The organism is Pseudomonas sp. Cab53 (assembly GCF_018325965.1).
Classification (GTDB): domain Bacteria; phylum Pseudomonadota; class Gammaproteobacteria; order Pseudomonadales; family Pseudomonadaceae; genus Aquipseudomonas; species Aquipseudomonas chlororaphis_E.
This window is the reverse complement of record NZ_AP021902.1, coordinates 3,657,529-3,674,063: the sequence shown is the minus strand read 5'-3', so window position 1 is coordinate 3,674,063 and position 16,535 is coordinate 3,657,529. Positions and strand designations below refer to the sequence as shown.

Here is a 16,535-nt window from a genome sequence, read left to right as displayed (position 1 = left end):
CGAAAAATCATCAAGCGGCAAGGCCGGCTTGCAGGCGCTCGGCGTGGCGGCCGATCAGCGACACGATGCGGCGCGCCGAGTCGGCGGCGGTGTTCTGCCAGATGCCGACGCCGCCGTGGGCGAGGGCATCGCTGGCCAGGTAGGTGCGGCCCTGGGGTTCGTTGAGGATCCGGTAGGCCTGCTCGCCCACTTCGTCGTTGACGATCCACGGGCCTTTGCTGAAGGGCACCTTCGACCAGTTGATGGCGACCGGTTTTTGCAACTTGGCGCTGTGGCCGGGGTGCAGCAGTTCGACGGCCTGCCTTGAGGAGGCGAACTGCTCGGCGAGGGATTTGCTGCTGAAGGACTGCGCCGTTTCACTGGTGTTGTAGGCGGCCACCAGGATGCCTTCGGCGCTGTTCAGGCGATCGCTGGGGTACCACAGGCCTTTGACTTCATGATCCAGGTAAGACAGCCCGCCAAAGATGTTGAAGTCGGTTTCCCAGAAGCGCGGCGACTGCCACGCGACCTTGTTCGCCTGGTCGCTTTGCGCGCTGAGGATCGCTTGCTTGAAGGGCGTGGTGAAATTGCTCGGCAGCTTGGCCAGCAGCGGCAGGGGCACGGTGACGATGGCGTAGTCGGCGTTCAGGGTGTGGGACTTGCCCGTCTGCCGGTCGCGGTAGGTGATGCGACTGCCTTGCTCCGACGTCTGGATGTCGCTGACTTCGGCATGAAAACGCACCACGTCCTTGAGTCGCTCATGGAACGCCTGGGGAATCCGGTCCATGCCACCGACCGGTTGGAACATGGTGGAAGAAAATTCGGGAATCTCATCGAACACCAGTGCGCCCCAGAGCTTGGGGTTGAGCAGCGTCTGCAACGCGAGGGGTGTGCGGGTGACGCCGGTTTGATCGCCGGCGCCGGGGATGCGGGTGTAGCCCGAGCGCACCGATCCTGTGTATTTGAAATCGGCATTGAGGTCGCCATAGACCTTGAGAAAATTCAGCAGCGCCTGGCGGTCTTCGGTGCTCAGGTCCTGGTCCAGGGCCTTGCGACTGACGGTGCGCGCCAACAGCTCGGACAGTTGCCCCCGCGTATCGTTGACGGCTTGGCGCAGCTGGAAGGCCGGCTGGCGGGCGTCCGGCAAGGCCAGTGCGTTGCGGCTGCTGTTGACCAGCACTTGCAACTCCACGCCCAGTTCGCGGCAGTAGCCGAGGATCGTCTGGTGATGGCTGGGGATGCGCGCCGGGCCTGCGTTGAAGAACTGCCCGTCATCGAAGTCCACGGTCTGGCTGATACCGTCGTCGAACTCGACCCGACTGCCGCGACGCAGGGTCCAGTTGCGTCCGCCCACTCGCTCGCGGGCTTCGAGGATCGTCACGGCGAAGCCGGCCTTGCGCAACTCATAGGCGCTGACCAGGCCGGAGATGCCGGCGCCAACCACCACTACCTGCTTGCCTTTGCCGCTGCTGCCCAATTGCAACGGGCCAAAGCCCGCCGCGACGGCCTGAGGTGTAAGGCCCAGTGCGTCGAGGGCGCCAACTGCGGCGCTATAGCCACCGATGGCGGCAATGCGGGAAATCATTTGCCTGCGGGTGAAAGCCATGATGTCGCTCCTTGGAATGTTGACGTGATGAGTTGGGCGTCGTCGCTGTTCGCGGCCACGCCTGGGGGATTCGCATCGGGGTCAGAGGTCGTAGCGCACAGACAGCAAGAGGGTTCGCGGATCGTTGATGGAGTAGTACCGGGCGCCGCTTGCGGGCACATAGCCGACCGCTTGGGGGTAGGCCCGGTCGAGCAGGTTTTTCACCGACAGCGTGGTGGTCCAATGGCCGTCGCCCGAGATGTAGCGGGTATTGGCATTCCAGAAGGTCTGCTGGGGAATTTCCTGCACGTCGTCGTTCAGCGCGTTGGCATAGGACTTGGTCTGGAACTGGGCATCGGTGCCGGCCAGCCAGGTGCCGGGCAGGCCGGCGGGAATGGTGTAGTTGAAGCCGACGCTGGTGTTCCAGCGCGGTGAGTACACCAACTGCTGGCCGTTGGCATCGATCCCGGCGCCGCTGGCGTTCTCGAAGTCGTCGTACTGGCTTTGCAGGTAGCCGAGGTTGAATGTCAGTTGCAGGTCGGGCGTCAGCGCGCTCAGGGTTTCCAGTTCGACGCCGTAGGTGTGGGCCTGACCGACGTTGGTCCGCAGGCTGACGCCCAGAGCCGGGTCGTAGGCATTGGTTTGCAGGTCTTTGTAGTCGTTGTAGAACAGCGCGAGGTTGGCGCGCAGGCGCCGGTCGAAGAAGTCGCCCTTGAGGCCGGTTTCCCAAGTGGTCACGTCTTCCGGTGAGAACGCCTGTTCGGCGGCGGCCTGGGTCGGCGCACGGTTGTCGTAGCCGCCGGCCTTGAAACCTTTGGCGACGTAGGCGTACTGATTGAGATGGGGTGTCCAGGCGTATTCGAAGCCGAGTTTCGGGCTGGTGGATTGCCAGGATTTACTCGAGTCGGCGCTGAAGTTGGTGCCGGTGATCTGCCGGTCCGGGGTGACGACGTAGTTGGTGTAGTCGAAGTTCTTGTGTTCGCGGGTGAACCGCAGCCCGGCGATCAGAGACAGTTGCGGCGTGATTTTGTAGCTGCCCTGGCCATACAGCGCATAACTTTCGGTGTTGGTGGTGCTGTATTGGCCCTGGCCGATCACCCGGTTACGCGCGATGGAATAAGTCAGGCTGTCGCGCTCGGCGTCGAATTTTTCCCGGTACAGGTACAGGCCCGTGCTGAAGGTGAAGTCGTCGTAATCGCCGTTGAGCTGGAACTCCTGGGTGGCGTAGTCCTGTTTGTAGGTGATCAGGCTGTGCTGGATCAGGGCCGCCTGGCCGGAGTTGTCATAGTCCACCGGTTGGTTGAAGGCGGAGTAGGCGGTGACCGACTTGAAATTCAAGTGATCGTTGATGCTGTAGATCGCCCGCAATACCGAACTGCCCTGGTCGAGGCGGTTCTTCGGGTTGAGGCCGCTGTAGCTCTTGAACTTGTCGAAGCGGCCGTCGGCGTCGAAGGGGTGTAGCTGGTGGTATCGCCGCGGTCGAACGTACCGGCCAGCGTCAGTTGCACGTCCCACGGCGAATCGATGGGGTTGAAGCGAAGCTTGCCTCGGTAGGCCTGGATGTCGACGTTGTTCACGTCTTCGCCGCGGGTGGGGTTGGAAACGGTGCCGTCGCGGGTCAGGCGAATGGCCGAGAAGCTGCCGAACAGGGCGTTGTCCACCAGCGGGCCGCTGATCAGCAGGCGGCCGTTCTGCGCGTTGTAGTTGCCGGCGCCGAGTTCGAAGAAACCGCGGGTTTCCTGGGACGGATCGCGGGTAATCACGCGGATCGCCCCGGCACTGCTGTTGCGTCCATAAAGCGTGCCTTGCGGGCCGCGCAAGACCTCGACGCGTTCGACATCGTTGAAGTCGAGCATCGAGGAAATCGCCCTGGGGATGTACAGGTCGTCGGCGTAGACCGCCACGGCCGCTTCCTGTATCGGGTCGGTTTCGCCGATGCCACGAATCCCATAGGTCTGCGCGCTGTAAGAGATCGACTGGCGGCTGAGGGTCAGGTTCGGTACTTGTCCGGAAAGATCGCGAATGCTCTTGATCTGCTTGTCTTCAAGGGCGGCTTCGTCGAACGCGGAGATCGCCAGGGGCGCTTTCTGCAAATCCTCGCTGCGGTGTTCGGCGGTGACGGTGACCACCGCCAGCGCACCGTCCCGGGTGTCTTCTTCGGCGTGGGCCGACAACCCGAGCAAGGCCAGCGAAACGGCCAGCGTCAGGCGGTTTGAGGTGAAGGTATCGTGCATGGTGGACCCCTGGTGTCTGGTGCAGCGTGGGCGTTGGCATTTATTCCGGGCAAAGCGTCGCCACGGGCCTGGCTCCGGGAGGCAGGGCGAGGAGAGCGTTGGCCGATTTCAGGTTGGGTGTGGCATTGACCGTGGGGTGGTGTCGGCCGGAAAAACGTACAGTTCCGCGAGCCTCCACCTGGTCAGGGGTCGGTGATGGTTGTAACAGTATTTGTATAATGGGTCGCTGTAAAAGTCCGTTTTGTTATAAGTTAATTATAAAAAATAGACATTAAAATAAGAAATTAAATGCGTAATTCTGATGATTATATGGCTCCCTCGAAACGCAGTCGCGGGCCAGCCGTGCTCCCACATGTGTCATGTGGCCCTTATGGGAGCATGGCTTGCCCGCGATGACGGAGAAAGGTGCAGCTAGTACCCGCGCTGTACGTTCGCCAGGTTCTGCAGTGTCGCCCCCGACAGGAAGCGTTCGAGGTTGGCGAGGAAACTGTCGGCAATCTCGTGGCGGCTGTTGCTGGAAATCGCCGAAGTGTGCGGCGACAGTCGCACCCGTGGATGAGTGTAGAAAGGATGGCCGTCCGGCAGGGGTTCCGGTTCGGTGACGTCCAGCGAGGCCAGGCCGATGGCGCCGCTGTCCAGGGCCTCAAGCAGGGCAGCGTGGTCTAGCAAGCCGCCACGCGCGATATTGATCAGGTGCAGGCCCGGCTTGGCGCTGGCAAGCACCGCGGGGTTGACGATATGCCGCGTCGCGTCGGTCAGGGGCGCGGCCAGTACCAGGTGATCGGCGCGAGCGAACAAGTCATGGATCCCCTCCGCGGCTTCGACGCCCTCGACTTCGAACGGTGCCGTGCTCTGGCGCAGCGCCAGCACGTTGATGCCCAGCGTACGGGCCTTGGTCGCCAGGCTGCGGCCAATCGCACCGAAGCCGAGAATCCCCAGGGTGCTGCCCTTGAGCGGCGTCAGCGCGGTGAAGTTCCAGTGCGAGTCGTGCACCCAGATGTCCGGCAAGTGCTTGGCGGCGGCGAAGATCGCGGCCAGGGCAAATTCGGCGATGTTCTCGGCGGCGCTGCCCCGGGAGGTGCTCACGGGCGGGCCGTCGAACAACCACTGGGGATAGAAGTCGATGCCCGAGGACACCACGTGCACCCAGTTCAAGCCGTAGGGCCAGCCCGGTGGTGGTGTGTCCGGCGCCTGATAGCCGCGCACGTTGATCGGGCGGGCCAGCAGTACCCCGACGTCGGCGGGAAGGTCGCTGGGCACGCCGGCCGGTACGTCGAGGACCCTGGCCCCGGGGTGCGTCTGCGCGAGGCGCTGGCGGATCACGTCGTTGAACTCCGTGTCCAGTTGGCTGGCGATCACGAGCGGGCTCATGGGGTGTCCTTTTTCTGGCGTTGGGCGAACACCGCTTTGCCGACGCCTTGCAGCACGGCATCGTTTTGCGGGGTGTGGATGCGGCTGCACAGCACGTCGCGGTAGTGCCGTTGCAGCGGGTTATGCCGCGACAGACCGGGGTTGCCGGACGCTTCGATGGCCAGTTCGACCGCGGCAATGGCGTTGCTGGTCACCAGGTATTTCAATTGTGCGGCGTGCTGGGCCGGCGTGCGTCCTTCGGCGGCGGCATCCAGCAGGCTGCGGTTGGCGAACAGTAGGGTGTCGATCTGGCCGACGGTTTCCTGGAAGCGCGGCAGGGTCGACAGCGCGGCGCCGAGGTTGGACGGCTTGCGTTGCTCCAGCCATCCCACCAGCCAGTCGCGCGCGGCTTGGGCGACACCGTCGTAAACCGCCGAGAGCAAGACCGACATCCACAGGAAACCATCGCTGTCGAGTTCGGGCTGTGGCGCGCTCCAGGGGCTGACGCTGACGGCGTGATCCAGTGGCACCAGGACGTTGTCGAACAGCACTTCGTGGCTGCAGGTGGCGCGCATGCCCAGGTGGTCCCAATCCTCGATGATGCTGAGCCCTGGCGTGTCCTTGTGCACCAGCCAGGCACCCACCAGCGGGTCTTCATCGGTGCTGCGTGCCCAGACGCTGAACCAGGTCAGACCATGGCTGCCGGTGGAGTAGATCTTGCGCCCGCTGATCCGCCAACCTTCGGAGGTGCGCCGGGCGATCGTCGCGGGCAGCCCGCCACGGGCCGGCGTACCCAGGTCGGGTTCGACCCGCAAGGCATTGATCAGCGCGCCGTCGTTCACGGCGTCGCGGGCCACTCGCAGGCGCAACGCCTCGGGCCAGCTTCGATTGTCTTGCAGGCGTGAATGCTGCAGGTACTGCATCACCAGGATCAACGCCGTGGAAGGTTCGCCCTTGGCGACCGCGCTGATGACTTTGCGGGCCTGCACCAGGCTCGCGCCGCTACCGCCCAGCGCCTTGGGCACCGTCAGGGCCAGCAGGCCATGCTCGTGCAGCAACTTGAAATTGTCCCGGGGGAAGGCACCGCTCTCGTCAAGGCGGTGGGCCGTGGCCGCCAATTGTGCACCGATGCTTTCGAGCACGGCGTCGAAGTCGGCGGCCACGACTGCTTGCAACTGGGGTGGGCGTAAGGAAGAAAGGCTCATGGTCAGTTCACTCGATCGAAAAAGATGGAAGCCGGATGCCCGGTTCTGGCGACCCGCTGCCGCGCAGGAGCAGGCCGCTGCAACAGGCTCACAGCGCGAGCAAGGGGAAATTGCGTTCCCACAGGGGGCTGACGTCGAGCCTTTCGCTGAGCACGCCGGCGTCGAAGAACAGGTCGGCGACTTCCTGCTGCGAGGCAATGGCTTGTTCACTCACGGCGATGATCTTCGACGGCTGGCTGCGTTGGTTGTGCATGTCGAGAAACACCGCCTTGTCGACACCCAGCAATCGCGCCGACTTGGTTGCCCAGGGCTCGGGGTTGTCGTTGATCCATTTCAGGGTGCGCGCCTCACGCTGGATGTAATCCTGGATCGCCTGCCGGCGCAGCGGGTCTTCCAGCGCCTTGGGGCGCGCGGCAATCAGGTAGTTGCCGGACAAGTAGCCCAGGGCGGTCTTGAGGACCCGGGCACCGCTGCGGAACTTGGCCAACTGGATGAACACGCCGTAGATCACCCACGCATCGAGTTGGCCGCTCTGGAATGCGCTGAAACCGTCCTGGGGCGTGAGCGCTACGGCGGTGATGTCGTTCATGGTCAGGCCCTGTTCCTTCAGGGCCTTGATCAGAAAGTAATGGGAGGTGGTAGAGCGCACGTAGCCGACCCGCTTGCCGCGCAATTGCCCGATGGACTCGACCGACGATTCCTTGGGAACCAGGAACACCTGGTTGTTCACGTCACCTTGCAGCACCGCGATCAGGCGCGGCTGGCGATGGCTCTGGATGGAAAAGATCGGTGGGATTTCACTCATCCCACCCACGTCCAGGCTGCCGGACGCCAGCGCCTCGACGATCAGGTTGCCGCCGGCGAACTCGGCGTATTCGACCTTGTAGGGCGTGTCGGCGGTGCCGGCATCCTCGAAGAAATAGGAGTCCTGGCCACGGTAGGTGGCCACCCCGAGGGTCAGCTCGGACAGGGACTTGCCCTGGGCGAACGCGCGCGGGGCGAAACCCAGTGTCGACAGGCCCAGGGCGCCAAGGGTGACGGCGCCGGCCATCAGGAAGCCGCGTCGATCGAGCTGCCCTGGCGCGAAGTGTTGTTTCATGACCGGAGGTTTGCTCATGCGACGGCCTCACTGCCCGTTGCCGGCTCAAGGACGTCATGGGTGTACCGGTTCGCCGGCACCGCCAGGCCCAGGTTATCGCGCAGGGTGTGGCCGCTGTATTCGCGGCGGAACACCCCGCGTTGCTGCAGGACCGGCACGACCCATTCGGTGAACGTCTGCAGGCCGTCCGGCAGCAGGGCGTTGATGATGAAGCCGTCGGCTGCGCCGTTGTCGAACCAGTGTTCAATGGCGTCGGCGACCTGTTCGGGGGTGCCGACGAAGTCCCGGCGTGGCTGGGAAAAGCGCAGGGCGACCTGGCGCAGCGTCAGGCCTTCGTCCCGGGCCAGTTGCTTGATCCGCTCGGAGCCGCCTTTCTGGCTGTTGGCGCCCAGGTCGCCCAGCTCAGGGAACGGAGCGTCCAGTGGGTACTGGCTGAAATCATGGTCGTTGAAGGGCCGGCCGAGCGCGACGATGGCGTCCTCGATACTCACCAGCGCCACCGCTTGTCGATAGCGCTCTTGCACCTGCGCCTCATCGCGCCCCACGATCGGACGAATGCCAGGCAGGATCGACAGCTGCTCGGGGTCGCGACCGAATCCGCTGGCGCGACGCTTCAGGTCCCGGTAATAGGCCTGGGCTTCTTCAAAGCTTTCGGCGCTGACGAAAATCGCATCGGCGTTCTCGGCGGCGAAGTTACGCCCGTCCTCGGACGTACCGGCCTGGAAGATCACCGGCTGGCCTTGGCGGGAGCGGGCAATATTGAGTGGGCCCTTGACCGAAAAAAATTCACCTTTGTGCTCCAGCGCGTGCAGCTTGCCGGGGGCAAAGAACTCGCCCCGTTGCTTGTCGTAGACAAAGGCATCGTCCTCCCAGGAGTCCCACAGGCCCTGGACCACTGCCACGTGCTCTTTGGCGATCCGGTAGCGCACCGCGTGGGGCGGGTGCTCGGCCTTGCCGAAGTTGTTGGCGGTGCCGCTGAGCCACGACGTCACCACGTTCCAACCGGCACGCCCGGCACTGATGTGGTCCAGTGAGGCGAATTGGCGCGCCACCTGGTAGGGCTCGGTGTAGCTGACCGTCACGGTGGCCACCAGGCCGATGTTCGACGTCACGGCCGCCAGGGCCGAGAGGATAGTCAGCGGCTCGAAGCGGTTGAGGTAGTGCGGGCTGGATTTTTCATGGATGTGCAGGCTGTCGGCGATGAACACGAAATCGAACTTGGCGCCTTCGGCCAGTTGCGTCTGCTGCTTGTAGAAACCGAAGCTGGTGCTGGCATCGGGTTGCGCCTGCGGATGGCGCCATTCGCCCCAGCCATGGCCGACGCCGTGGACCATTGCACCGAATTTGAGTTGGCGTTGCTTGCTCATGGTTCTGCTCCTTTTAACGCGAAACCTGGGTCAGTGGGGCACGCTGGGTGTTGAAGCGCTTGTCGAAGCCTTGGGAAACGTCGATGCGGCGGGTCAGCAACCCTTCTTCCCGGTAGATGTCGGCGGTCGTCTGCAAGCCGCTGACCACCGCGTCGTCGATCAACACCGGCTGCATCTGGGTCGCCTTGGCCACCTCCAGGTGCACCGCCAATGGCAGGCCGGTGATCCTGGCCTGGGCGGCGGCATATTCGGCAGGGTGTTCGTTGCTCCAGCGGAAGGCCCGGTCGATCCGGGCGACAAAGTCATCCAGTTGCGGGCGCTTGTCGGCGATGGCTTGTTGGGTGGCGGCCAGGTAGAGGTGATTACTCAGCAGGTGGCTGCCGCTGACCAGGACCCTGGCCTGGCTTTGGGCCGTGACCACGGTGGTGAAGGGGTCCCAGGTAGACCAGGCGTCCGCGGTGCCGTTATCCAGCACCAGCCTGGATTCGCTGGGCAACAGGAAGACGAATTCCACATCTCGGGTGCTGAGGCCGACGTTGCGCAGGGCCTTGATGGCCAGGTAGTGCCCGATCGAGCCACGGGTGGTGACGATGCGTTTGCCCTTGAGGTCCGAAACCTCCCGGATGGGGGTGTTCTTGGGGACGAGAATGGCCGTGGTATTGCGCCCTTGCGCATGAATGATGCTGACGACCTTCAGTGAGGCCCCCGCGCCCAAGGCAAACACGTAGGGGGCATCGCCCAGGGCGCCGATGTCCACGGCGCCGGCGTTCAAGGCCTCGCCCAGTGGTGCGGCGGCGGGGAATTCGGAAAACTGGATGGCGTAGGGCACGTCCTTGAGTTCACCGGACACTTCCAGCAGGGCCTTGAGGGTGGATTTCTGATTGGCCACCCGCAGTGGTTGCAGGTCGTCTGCGTGAGCAGTGCCGAACACGAGGGCGATTAACAGTAAGGGTAGGGACAGGCGCATGGGTGGAACTCCAGGCTAAGCGTTGCATTCAGCGCCTCCGCCTGGAGAAGGGGTCGGCTGGTCCGGGTCAGGGCGATCACTCGCCCCCTTTTGGGTTCAGATCACATAGAAACCGTGGGTGCCGTCGCGGGCCAGTTGGTCCACGAGGCCGAACTCCCAATCGAGATAGGCTTGCATGGCCTCATGCGGGTTATCGGTGCCTTCGTAGGGGCGGCGATAGCGATCGATGGGCGCAGACACCAACCGGGTCTCGCCATGCGCCAGCGGCCGCTGGGCGGCGATCCAGCCGGCCGTGCCGTCACGCAGCAGGAACACGGCCTGGCCGGTCAGGCGTTCGACGTCCGGGATTGCCCATCGGGCCAACTGGCCGCTGCCGCAGGTCAGGACATAGCGCTGGGCCGACGGCACCTGGGCCAAGGCTTCGCTCAGTTGACTGCGCAGCACCCACCATGCCCCCGGGATATGCCGCTTGATGTAGTTGGCGCTGCTGGTGAAGTCCAGTACCACGGTGTCACCTTCGGCCAGCCACTGTTCGAGGGTGTCAGGGCTGATCTCTTCGGCTTGCGGCGGGACAGGCACAGGGGCTTTCCAGGGGCCCTGTTCGCTGAAGTGGCCGGGGTGCAGATCATCCAGCACGTGCACCTCCCACCCCAATTGCGCGAGCCAGGACGCCGACATGTTGGCCCGCACACCGTCATCGTCGACCAGGATCAGGCGAGCACCGCGTACGCTGGCGAAATGATCGGTCTCCTGGACCAGTTGCCCGCCGGGCGTGGACCGGGCCCCGGGCAGGTGGCCGGCTTCGAATTCTTCCGGGGTGCGTACATCGAACAGGTAGGTGCTGCGTGTCGCGTCCGCTTGCCAGCGGTGCAGGTCCGCGAGGGTGGCGCGACCGACCCGTGCCTGATCGGCAACGCGGCGGGCATCGCGGGCGGCGATGTCGCGATGTTTTTCCTGGGTAGGGGCGAACCGGCGTGACTGGCCGTGCTCCAGCACCTGGCCGGCCAGGGTCCAGCCAATCGTACCGTTGCGCAAGGCCGACACCGGGTTGGCGAGGCCGGCGTTGATCAACGACTGGGTGCCGATGATGCTGCGAGTACGGCCGGCGCAATTGACCACGATGCGGGTCGCCGGGTCCGGCGCCAGTGCCCGCGCCCGCAACACCAGTTCCGCCCCAGGTACGCTGATGCCGCCAGGAATGCTCATGGTCTGGTATTCGTCGAAACGGCGGGCGTCGAGCACCACGACGTCGGCCTCGCTGTCGAGCAGTGCCTGGAGCTCTGGCGCGGCGATCGAGGGGGTATGGCGCTGGCTTTCCACCAGCTCGCCAAAGGCCTTGCTCGGCACGTTGACGTCGATGAACAACTCGCCACCCGCGTCGCGCCAACCGTCCAGGCCACCTTCGAGCACCGCGACATCGACGTAGCCCAGCGCTTGCAGGCGCTGCGCCGCCAGGCCCGCCAGGCCTTCGCCACGGTCATAGACCGTCACCGGGGTGTCGCGCCTCGGGATGCGCGCAAACACCTCCAGCTCCAGCCTGGACAACGCGATGTTGGCGGCAAACAGTGGATGGCCCTGGGCGAACGGCGCCTCTTCACGCACGTCGACGATGGCCAGCTCTTCGCGGTTCAGCAACGCCTGGCGGATCTCCGAGTAGGAGCGGGTACGTACAGTGCTCATAAGGCTTGGCTCTCTTTGGACAGGTCCCAGATGTTGGGGAGCAGGGTGTTGGAATACCCGGAGATGAACAGCTTTTCGCTACCGTCGGGCTGGTACACCGCGCGGCGTACGGCACCGATGTTGGCGCCATAGACGTGAATGCTGATGGAGACCTGGTCAGCGAAGGCATTGCTGACCTGGTGGATGTCGCCGACCTTGGGCGAGACGGCCTCGACCTGGCCCGGCACAAGCCGTATCGGCGAGCCCTCGGGCACCAGGCTGCCATCAGGGTGGCGAGCGAAGCCTTGAGAGTCTTCGGCGCCGCGCAGCAGGCCGATCAGGCCCCAGACCCGGTGATCATGAATCGGCGTGCGTTGTCCCGGCCCCCAGACAAAACTGACCACGCTGAACCGCTGCCGGGAATCGGCATGCAGCAGGTATTGCTGGTAGCGCTCGGGGTCTGGTTGGGCAAAGGTGTCGGGCAGCCAGTCGTCATGGCTGACCAATTGAGCGAGCAACTTGCCGCCGCGATGCAGCAGGTCGCCTTCGCGAGGGTTGCCGTCGATCAGCTCGGCCAAGGCGCCTACGAATGCTCTGAGTCTTTCCGGGTGTCGGGCCTGGGTCATGGCGATTCCATCGTCGTTATAAAAGGATCTGCCATGATTTAAGCATAATGATTTTTCTTAATATGCTATTTTTTTATGATTAGGTTATAGCTGAAAGGAATTTAGAACCCTTGTGAATAGAGTTAGATGTTATCGATCATTGCGTTGGGCTATCCAGTCACGGGCAATGGCACTATGCTTTTTCGCCATGGGTTATGCTTTTCAAACATTTTATCGACTGTGTTCCATGTGCGGGCCAAATGAAAATTGATGATATCGACGCCTTCGTCGAAGTGATTCGCTGTCAGTCCATCAGCCATGCCGCCGAGACGTTGCAACTCACGCAACCGGCGATCACACGGCGCGTGCAGAACTTCGAGCAGGCCCTGGGGGTGGAGTTGTTCGACCGCAACACCAAGCCGCTCAAGCCGACCCTGATCGGCACGCGAGTCTACGAGCAGTGTCGCCTGATCCTGCGGGAGATGGATGCCTTGCGCGAGCTGGTCGCCACCGATGCGCCGCCTACCGGTTTGTTGCGCCTGGGCGTTCCGCAAACGATCGGCGACGTGGTGCTGCTCGATGCGCTCAAGCATCTGCGCGTCGCGTATCCGGAACTGCGTGCGCAGGTGGCGACGGGTTGGGGCAGCCAGTTGGTCGGCAAGATCGAACGCGGCGAGCTGGACGCCGCGGCGGCGTTGTTTCCCGCCGGCAAAATTTTTCCCGACAACATCATTGGCGAGTCGATCGGCAAGATGGAGTTGGTGGTGGTGTGCGCGAAGGCGCAATTGCCCAAGCGCCCCAGCAAGCTGGCGGACGTCTACCAGAACGGCTGGATTCTCAACCCGGACGGCTGCGGTTTCCGCGCCGGGCTGCAACGCACGTTGTCCGACCAAGGGCTGGCCCTGCGGGTCAACCTGGAAACCTTCGGTACCGAGTTGCAACTGGGCCTGGTCGCCGATGGCCTGGGCCTTGGCCTGGTGCCGCGCCCGCTGTTGGAACGCAGTGTCCATCTCGATCAACTGGCGGCCATGCCACTCAAGGACTTCAAACCGGTGATGGACCTGTGGCTGATCTATCCGCATTTTCTCGGCAACCTGCAAGGGCCGGTGGAAGCCTTCGGCAAGCTGGTCGCCGGATCGTTGCAGAAGATCAAGAGCGCTGCGTAACGCTGCCGGGGAGGCTGTATATAATAAAAAAAAATGATAATTAGCTTAGATTAAAATGTGCTTTTTATTATTTTTGGCCTTCCCCTAGGCTTGCTGGAGATCCTTAAGGCCATCCAGGAAGTCTTGCCATGAGCAGCGTCAGCCCGCTATCCAGCGTCTCGAAACATGTTCGCCAACGCGTCAGTCCCGAAGAGTGGGAAGTGCGTGTCAAACTGGCCGCCGCCTACCGGCTGGCGGCCCTGTTCAAGTGGACCGACCACATCTACACGCATTTTTCCGCGCGGGTGCCGGGGCCTGACGAGCATTTCCTGATCAACGCCTTCGGGTTGCTGTTCGACGAAATCACCGCTTCCAATCTGGTCAAGGTCGACATTGACGGAACCCTGGTCGACGACCCGACGGGCCTGGGCATCAACTACGCCGGGTACGTGATCCACAGTGCGATTCATGGCGCCCGTCCCGACCTTCAAGCGGTGCTGCACACCCACACCCGCGACGGCATTGCCGTTTCCGCCCAGCGCGATGGCCTGTTGCCGATCTCGCAGCATTCGATCGCTTTTTCCGGGCGCGTGGCTTACCACGGTTACGAGGGCATTGCGCTGGACCTGGACGAGCGCGAGCGACTGGTGGCGGACCTGGGCGACAAGAGTGTGCTGATCCTGCGCAACCACGGGCTATTGACCGCGGGTGTCAGCGTCGAGCATGCCTTCCAGCAGCTGCAAAGCCTGGAGCGTGCCTGCAACATCCAGATCGCGGCCCAGGCGGCGGGCAATGCCGAGCTGATCTTTCCTCCGGCCGAGGTGGTGGCCAAGGTCGAGGCACAGGCCGAAGCATTCAAGCGCGGTGACGGGCCGGGTGTCGCGCGGCACTGGAACGCGCTCATCCGGCAGTTGGAAAGGACCGACGTCGACTATAAGGATTGAGTGATCGCACGGGCAGGCTGCTCAGCAGCCTGCCCGTGGCTTTTCGGGGGGCGCGTGTTTCAAGCGACCTTTTCAGCCGCCTGGCGTTCGCGATCGGCGATCAATTGGCGGGTCAGCGGGATCAGGCGCTTGCCATAATCGATGGCGTCCTCGAGCGGGTCGAAGCCGCGAATCAGGAAGGTGGTGATGCCCAGGTCGTAGTAATCGAGCAGGGCTTCGGCCACCTGTTCGGCGGTGCCCACCAGGGCGGTCGAATTGCCTTGCGCGCCGAGCAGGCCGGCGATGCCGGTCCACAGCCGCTTGTCCAGGCGCGAGCCCTGGGCTGCCGCTGCCAGCAGGCGTCGCGAGCCTTCATTGGGTGGCTCGCGACGCACGAACCCATTGCGCTCGGCCAGTGCGCCTGCCTCTTGCAGAATGCGTTCGGCGCGTGCCCAGGCCTGGTCCTCGGTGTCCGCCAGAATTGGCCGCAACGACAGGCTGAAACGAATGCTGCGACCATGCCGGGCCGCTTCGGCGCGCACTTGGTTCACCACCTCGCGCACCTGTTCGTAGGTTTCGCCCCACAGCGCATAGACATCCGCGTGCTTGCCGGCCACGGCAATGGCGGCCGCCGATGAGCCGCCGAAGTACAACGGGATATGCGGCTGCTGTGGCGACTTCACGTCGGAATGCGCGCCCTCGACCTGGTAGTACGTGCCTTGGTAATCGAAGGGCGTCTCGCGGGTCCATTCCTGGCGCAGCACATCAAGGTACTCGTCGGTGCGCGCATAACGCTCGTCCTTGCCGATATGGCTGCCGTCAGCACGCAATTCGCGATCATCGCCGCCGGTAATGATGTGCACGGCGGTGCGTCCGCCGTTGAACACATCCAGGGTAGTGAACTGGCGCGCTGCCAAGGTGGGCGCGGCGAACCCTGGGCGATGGGCGATGAGGAACTTCAGTCGCGTCGTCACGCTGGCGGCATGGGACGCGATCAGCGTGCTGTCCGGGCTGTTGGAGTGGAACGCGATAAGAGCCCGGTCGAAACCGGCCTCCTCGTGGGCGCGGGCCACTTTCTCCACATACGCGGGCTGCAGCACGGGGCCGCTGCGCGGGTGGATTTCCGAGGCGTGGTGGCCGCCGATGAAGCCGATGAATTCAATACTCATGGTGGGGGTCCTTTCAATGAATGGGGTGTTTGAAGCCTCCACCGGGCAAGGGGTCGGTCCGTGACAAAAAGGTAGTCGCAGCCGGGAAGTGCTGTGAAATGCCGATTTGTTCTATGTTAATTATAAAAAATATTGATCAATATTTAGCTTGTGTATCAGTTCTATGCATTTTGTGGGTGGATGTCCGTGCGCCGCGAACGGCGCGGCCCGTGGGTTTTTATTATGCAAAATATTTATCTAACGGCTTGAGTGGCTGATTTCTAATCATATTAGGTTATTCCCAAAAAGAATTTCACTGACATTTTTTATGCGAATAGTATGAATCCAAAGTGGATGCATGGCGCGATTGACCATGTCGATGGAGGAGGGAAGCCTATGGGCGACAAGACATTAGAGACACAGGGCGCCAGCGCGTTTTCAGTCAAGGGGTTGCACCCGTCAGGGAAGGGTGTCGCGGGGTGGCTGCCGGTGGGCTTGCGCCGCTGGCGTACACCCGAAGCGTTGTTGCGGTTGGTCAGCCCGATTGTGTTGCTGCTGCTTTGGGAGCTGGCGTCGCGCTGGGGCCTGATTCCACCGCGAATCATCGCCGCCCCCTCGCAGATCGGCGGCACGCTGTGGAGCATGATCGCCTCGGGCGAGTTGGGCAGGCACTTGTGGGTCTCGCTGCAACGGGCCCTCATGGGGCTGAGCATCGGTGTGTCGATCGGCGTGGTCGCGGCGCTGATCAGCGGCCTGTCCAAGCGCGGCGAAGTGGTCCTCGATTCGCCGATGCAGATGCTGCGCACCATTCCTTCGCTGGCCATGGTGCCGCTGTTCATTCTCTGGTTCGGCATCGGCGAGTTCACCAAGATCGCCCTGATCGTCATCGGCACGACGTTTCCGGTGTACCTGAACCTGTTTGCCGGCATCCGCAACATCGACCCCAAGTTGATCGAGGCCGCCAATACCCTGGGCCTGAATCGTCGCGAGCTGATCTGGCACGTGATCCTGCCGGGTTCCTTGCCCTCGTTTTTCGTCGGCCTGCGCTACTCCCTGGGCATCTCCTGGCTGGCCCTGGTGTTTGTCGAGCAGATCAACACCACCGCCGGCATCGGTTTTCTGGCCAGTGATGCGCGGGACTTCATGCGCACCGACGTGATCGTCATCTGCCTGCTGATCTACAGCGTGCTGGGTCTGCTGATCGATGGGCTGATCCGCACCCTCGAACGCTTCGCTTTGGCCTGGCGCCCATCTTTTGTGAGGAACTGA

At 63.1% G+C, this 16,535-nt stretch carries 12 protein-coding genes and 1 pseudogene; 3 read left to right on the top strand and 10 right to left on the bottom strand.

Translation table 11 applies throughout. From position 1 onward, the window contains the following. Positions 1-10: 10 nt before the first annotated feature. The 9 genes and pseudogenes from KI241_RS15895 to KI241_RS15855 form a co-directional block, all read right to left on the bottom strand. Entirely contained in the window at positions 11-1,585 is a 1,575-nt protein-coding gene (locus KI241_RS15895) for an FAD-dependent oxidoreductase (protein WP_042728422.1), read from the bottom strand. A gap of 81 nt (positions 1,586-1,666) precedes the next feature. Beyond that, positions 1,667-3,798, bottom strand: a pseudogene (locus tag KI241_RS15890) (TonB-dependent receptor). 411 nt (positions 3,799-4,209) lie between these two features. Beyond that, positions 4,210-5,169 carry a D-isomer specific 2-hydroxyacid dehydrogenase family protein gene (locus KI241_RS15885; RefSeq protein ID WP_212802707.1) on the bottom strand — a complete coding sequence of 320 codons (960 nt, stop codon included), beginning with the start codon at positions 5,167-5,169 and terminating at the stop codon, positions 4,210-4,212. Continuing rightward, complete coding sequence (locus tag KI241_RS15880; protein WP_042728425.1) at positions 5,166-6,353, bottom strand: acyl-CoA dehydrogenase family protein; 1,188 nt, start codon at positions 6,351-6,353, stop codon at positions 5,166-5,168. The genes KI241_RS15885 and KI241_RS15880 overlap by 4 nt, the downstream gene beginning before the upstream one ends. Positions 6,354-6,441: 88 nt before the next feature. Then, on the bottom strand, positions 6,442-7,470 hold the full coding sequence (locus KI241_RS15875) for an ABC transporter substrate-binding protein (protein WP_212802706.1): 1,029 nt from the start codon (positions 7,468-7,470) through the stop codon (positions 6,442-6,444). Next, entirely contained in the window at positions 7,467-8,819 is a 1,353-nt protein-coding gene (locus KI241_RS15870) for an LLM class flavin-dependent oxidoreductase (protein ID WP_047738956.1), read from the bottom strand. The genes KI241_RS15875 and KI241_RS15870 overlap by 4 nt, the downstream gene beginning before the upstream one ends. A 13-nt stretch (positions 8,820-8,832) precedes the next feature. Next, the gene (locus KI241_RS15865) at positions 8,833-9,786 is read right to left on the bottom strand and encodes an ABC transporter substrate-binding protein (protein WP_212802705.1); all 954 of its coding nucleotides are present in this window, start codon (positions 9,784-9,786) and stop codon (positions 8,833-8,835) included. 96 nt (positions 9,787-9,882) lie between these two features. Continuing rightward, positions 9,883-11,466 carry a rhodanese homology domain-containing protein gene (locus tag KI241_RS15860; RefSeq protein WP_123578897.1) on the bottom strand — a complete coding sequence of 528 codons (1,584 nt, stop codon included), beginning with the start codon at positions 11,464-11,466 and terminating at the stop codon, positions 9,883-9,885. After that, on the bottom strand, positions 11,463-12,071 hold the full coding sequence (locus KI241_RS15855) for a cysteine dioxygenase (protein ID WP_123578898.1): 609 nt from the start codon (positions 12,069-12,071) through the stop codon (positions 11,463-11,465). The genes KI241_RS15860 and KI241_RS15855 overlap by 4 nt, the downstream gene beginning before the upstream one ends. A gap of 239 nt (positions 12,072-12,310) precedes the next feature. Here KI241_RS15855 and KI241_RS15850 point away from each other — a divergent pair, with 239 nt between their 5' ends. Both KI241_RS15850 and KI241_RS15845 read left to right on the top strand, forming a co-directional pair. Continuing rightward, complete coding sequence (locus tag KI241_RS15850) at positions 12,311-13,216, top strand: LysR family transcriptional regulator (protein ID WP_042728666.1); 906 nt, start codon at positions 12,311-12,313, stop codon at positions 13,214-13,216. Between the two features lie 128 nt (positions 13,217-13,344). Continuing rightward, a complete protein-coding gene (locus tag KI241_RS15845) occupies positions 13,345-14,139 on the top strand; it encodes a class II aldolase/adducin family protein (RefSeq protein ID WP_047738954.1) in 795 nt (264 codons plus the stop codon). Positions 14,140-14,198: 59 nt separating this feature from the next. On the opposite strand, the gene KI241_RS15840 is transcribed toward KI241_RS15845, so the two are convergent. Continuing rightward, positions 14,199-15,287, bottom strand: coding sequence for an LLM class flavin-dependent oxidoreductase (locus KI241_RS15840; protein WP_123578900.1), 1,089 nt, complete (start codon positions 15,285-15,287; stop codon positions 14,199-14,201). Between the two features lie 375 nt (positions 15,288-15,662). Here KI241_RS15840 and KI241_RS15835 point away from each other — a divergent pair, with 375 nt between their 5' ends. After that, positions 15,663-16,535 carry an ABC transporter permease gene (locus KI241_RS15835; RefSeq protein ID WP_047738952.1) on the top strand — a complete coding sequence of 291 codons (873 nt, stop codon included), beginning with the start codon at positions 15,663-15,665 and terminating at the stop codon, positions 16,533-16,535.

Coding starts and splice junctions, on each gene's coding strand:
- KI241_RS15895 (WP_042728422.1), bottom strand. CDS start 1,585: ATGGCTTTCACCCGCAGGCAAATGATTTCCCGCATTGCCGCCATCGGT.
- KI241_RS15885 (WP_212802707.1), bottom strand. CDS start 5,169: ATGAGCCCGCTCGTGATCGCCAGCCAACTGGACACGGAGTTCAACGAC.
- KI241_RS15880 (WP_042728425.1), bottom strand. CDS start 6,353: ATGAGCCTTTCTTCCTTACGCCCACCCCAGTTGCAAGCAGTCGTGGCC.
- KI241_RS15875 (WP_212802706.1), bottom strand. CDS start 7,470: ATGAGCAAACCTCCGGTCATGAAACAACACTTCGCGCCAGGGCAGCTC.
- KI241_RS15870 (WP_047738956.1), bottom strand. CDS start 8,819: ATGAGCAAGCAACGCCAACTCAAATTCGGTGCAATGGTCCACGGCGTC.
- KI241_RS15865 (WP_212802705.1), bottom strand. CDS start 9,786: ATGCGCCTGTCCCTACCCTTACTGTTAATCGCCCTCGTGTTCGGCACT.
- KI241_RS15860 (WP_123578897.1), bottom strand. CDS start 11,466: ATGAGCACTGTACGTACCCGCTCCTACTCGGAGATCCGCCAGGCGTTG.
- KI241_RS15855 (WP_123578898.1), bottom strand. CDS start 12,071: ATGACCCAGGCCCGACACCCGGAAAGACTCAGAGCATTCGTAGGCGCC.
- KI241_RS15850 (WP_042728666.1), top strand. CDS start 12,311: ATGAAAATTGATGATATCGACGCCTTCGTCGAAGTGATTCGCTGTCAG.
- KI241_RS15845 (WP_047738954.1), top strand. CDS start 13,345: ATGAGCAGCGTCAGCCCGCTATCCAGCGTCTCGAAACATGTTCGCCAA.
- KI241_RS15840 (WP_123578900.1), bottom strand. CDS start 15,287: ATGAGTATTGAATTCATCGGCTTCATCGGCGGCCACCACGCCTCGGAA.
- KI241_RS15835 (WP_047738952.1), top strand. CDS start 15,663: ATGGGCGACAAGACATTAGAGACACAGGGCGCCAGCGCGTTTTCAGTC.